This is a genomic window from Pseudoalteromonas sp. OFAV1 (genome assembly GCF_021532595.1).
GTDB lineage: Bacteria > Pseudomonadota > Gammaproteobacteria > Enterobacterales > Alteromonadaceae > Pseudoalteromonas > Pseudoalteromonas lipolytica_C.
Map to the genome: position 1 here is coordinate 1 of NZ_JAKGBG010000092.1, position 3,294 is coordinate 3,294.

At 44.4% G+C, this 3,294-nt stretch carries 2 protein-coding genes; both read right to left on the reverse strand.

Annotated elements, in window-relative coordinates; genetic code table 11:
• Positions 1 to 1,162: alkaline phosphatase (locus tag L1267_RS23515; protein ID WP_235384420.1), on the reverse strand; the 1,162-nt coding region annotated here is incomplete at its 3' end.
• A gap of 11 nt (positions 1,163 to 1,173) precedes the next feature.
• Positions 1,174 to 2,763: an alkaline phosphatase gene (locus tag L1267_RS23520; RefSeq protein WP_138558976.1), complete on the reverse strand. Its 1,590-nt coding sequence runs from the start codon at positions 2,761 to 2,763 to the stop codon at positions 1,174 to 1,176.
• Between the last annotated feature and the right edge of the window lie 531 nt (positions 2,764 to 3,294).

Here is a 3,294-nt window from a genome sequence, read left to right on the forward strand (position 1 = left end):
GTGACGGCTCACCCGCTACGTCGTTCGCGCGATCTGCTTCGTATTGCATGTGAGTTTCATTAAATAAACCAAATACACGTTCTGTCGTATCAGCATTGATTGCATCAAAACCGGCTTGGTCCATCACATACTGACCTGCAGGATATTTAGCTTTCCACTCAGCTGTTAGGTCGCGACCATCTGTACGGTCACCTTCTACCGAGCTCACTGCATCGGCTGAGTTATAAGCTGCATCTTTAGGCAAGAAATGACGACGACCGCCGCCCATCACAACTTCTAAGCCATCAACATCTAGGCCTTCGTAACGAGCTTCGAGGTTTGCTTCAAAGTTAACTAATTGCGATGCAATATCTTCACAACCTGCTGCCACTGCTGCTTCTGGCATATCAGATACGTCTTCCCAGTTACGGTCAGCCGATTTTGCATACGTTGCTGCAGGCGTTGCGTGAGTGATACGCGCTGTAGATACAATACCTGTCGACTTACCCGCGATCTCTGCCAGCTCAGTGGCAGTAACTAGCTCATTACCCGCAACCGTTGCACAGTTACCGCGTTCGATATTTTCATCTACACCAATCACACCTGCATCAGTTTTTACACCTGACGCCATTGCCGTCATCGTACCCGCTGAATCTGGTGTTTGTGCATCAACGTTATAGGTTTTAGCAAAACCAGAGAATGGTAGTTTTTCAAAGCTAAGTTGGTGCTCTTCACCCAACTTACCTTCTAGCTGACCTGCCATAATACGCGCAGCTGTTACGGTCGAAATACCCATGCCGTCACCAACAAATAGAATCACGTTTTTCGCTTTACCTGACTCTTTTACAACTGCAGCAATATTTTCTTCGCTAGTAGCAACTTTAACTTGTGCTGACTTAAACCAGTCATTGTCAGTCAGTGGCGCTAATTGCGATGCAGTTAACGAGGTTGCCGGTGCATTACATGACACTGTTGTATCAGTTACTTCTGCTGAGTCTAGCTCACCATTATCGTTGCTATCTGCACCTGTTAGGGTTTCTGTACCACCGTTTACACACTGCTCAGAACCAACCGCTAGAGTATTTTCAACAGTCAGTGTTTTTGTTGAGCTTTTATCGTCATCATCAGAACAGCCTGCTAATGCCACTACTACAGCAAGAGAAATTAAATTTAGTTTTTTCATCGTCGTCGCCATTATTCTTCAATTAGTTCTAGAGCTTGGTTAATGATGTGGAAAATTACGTTTTGCTCCACAACGCCTTGTGCTAGTTGCGCACCGGGACCTTTTGCATGCAGTGAAATATCTTCACCTGCGTGGGTCTCTGAACCTAATGGCACTGTTGCTTCTTGGTGATAACCAGGTGCAGTTGTATCAACCCCCGTTAAATCAACACGACCTGCAAATGGAGCCTCGTTGTAAGATACTTCCGCATTGGTTTCATCACCTAAATCGCGAAAACCTAAACCATTAGCATAACCAACTGTGGTGTATGGCATACCATCTGCTGCTAGGCTTGGTTCTTCACTGCCAACGGCTACTACTTTACCTAAAATTGGGTTACCACGTTTTGGATAGCCTGCAATAGTGAATACGTGACTGTGGTCAGCTGTTACTAGGATAAGTGTTTCTTCAGGGTTAGTATTTTCAACTGCTGTTTGCACCGCTTTAGCAAATTCAACAGTATCGCTTAGTGCATTAAAAGCGTTACCCGCATGGTGACCATGGTCGATACGACCCGACTCAACCGTTAAGAAAAAGCCTTTTTCGTTGTTCTTTAAGATATCAATTGCTTTGCCAGTCATTGCAGATAATGACGGCTCCCCCGCTACATCGTTAGCGCGGTCTGCTTCGTATTGCATGTGTGATTCATTGAATAATGCAAATACACGCTTGGTATCAGCATTGAGCGTATCGAAGCCAGCTTGGTCCATTACGTACTTGCCATCAGGATACATTTCTTGCCATTCAGCAGTTAGATCACGCTCATCCGTACGGTCACCTTCGACTTCACTGACAGCATCAGCTGAGTTGAATGCCGCATCTTTCGGTAAGAAGTGACGACGACCACCGCCCATCACCACTTCAAGGCCGTCTACATCAGTACCTACGAAGCGTGCTTCAAGGTTCTTCTCGAAATTAACAAGTTGTGAGGCAATGTCTTCACAACCTGCTTCTACTGCATCAGCAGGCATATCAGATACGTCTTCCCAGTTACGGTCAGCTGATTTTGCATAGGTTGCAGCTGGTGTTGCGTGAGTAATACGGGCTGTTGAAATAACGCCTGTTGCTAGACCTTTGATTTCTGCAAGTTCCGTAGCAGTGATTAATTCATTACCTGCAACTGTTGCACACTTGCCACGCTCAATGTTTTCGTTAACACCAATTACACCTACATCAGTTTTAACGCCAGAAATAATCGCTGTCATTGTGCCTGCAGAGTCAGGTGTTTGCGCATCAACGTTGTAGGTTTTGATTTGCGCCGAGTAAGGGAACTCTTCAAAGCTTAATAAGCCTTCTTCACCCGACTTACCTTCCATTTGACCTGCCATGATACGTGACGCAGTTAGCGTTGAGATACCCATACCATCGCCAACAAATAGAATGACATTTTTAGCTTTAAACGTTTGCTCAGCCTGAGCTGCCGCTTCTTTTTTTGTTAATGTAGCTTCAGCGGCACTATACCAATCATTTTGTTTTTGACTGTCTGGTAACACACCTGCATTGGCCGTCGCTGACAATGCCAACGTTAAACCAATTGCAGTCGCAATTTTATTAATTTTCATCGTTACGTTCCGTTAGTACGTTATTTTTAAGAGTTTGGAGCTAATTAAGCTGCGCTTGGTTAATTAGCGCAGCCATCCTATGAGTGTTTTGTTACTGAAAAAGTGACTTTTCATGACAAAATGATGAAACCAAAAAAAGCAGCGCAAGAAGGTAAGTAATTAGTTTTAGTGGAAATAAATAGGCTAGTTGCTAGATATGAGTTAGCGAATTTGCGAGGGTAAATTTAAAGGGGCGAGGTCAAGCCTAATCAGAGGAAAGGTTATTTGAGTTGAAAAAGAGCAGGTTTATATGGATTGTGTTGGGTTTCGCTTCGCTCAAACCAACCTACCCGAACAATGAACAGGGTAAATCCGAGTGAATGCACTCAACTAAACAACCATATCGATCTAATCTGACGGCTGATAGCTTTTCTACAGGCATTAAAAAAGGCCGCCTAGGGCGACCTTTTTATAAGCTGTGAAGCTCTATCTGTTGATATTACTCAACGATAGATGCAACAACACCAGCACCAACTGTACGGCCACCTTCAC

Coding starts and splice junctions, on each gene's coding strand:
- L1267_RS23520 (WP_138558976.1), bottom strand. CDS start 2,763: ATGAAAATTAATAAAATTGCGACTGCAATTGGTTTAACGTTGGCATTG.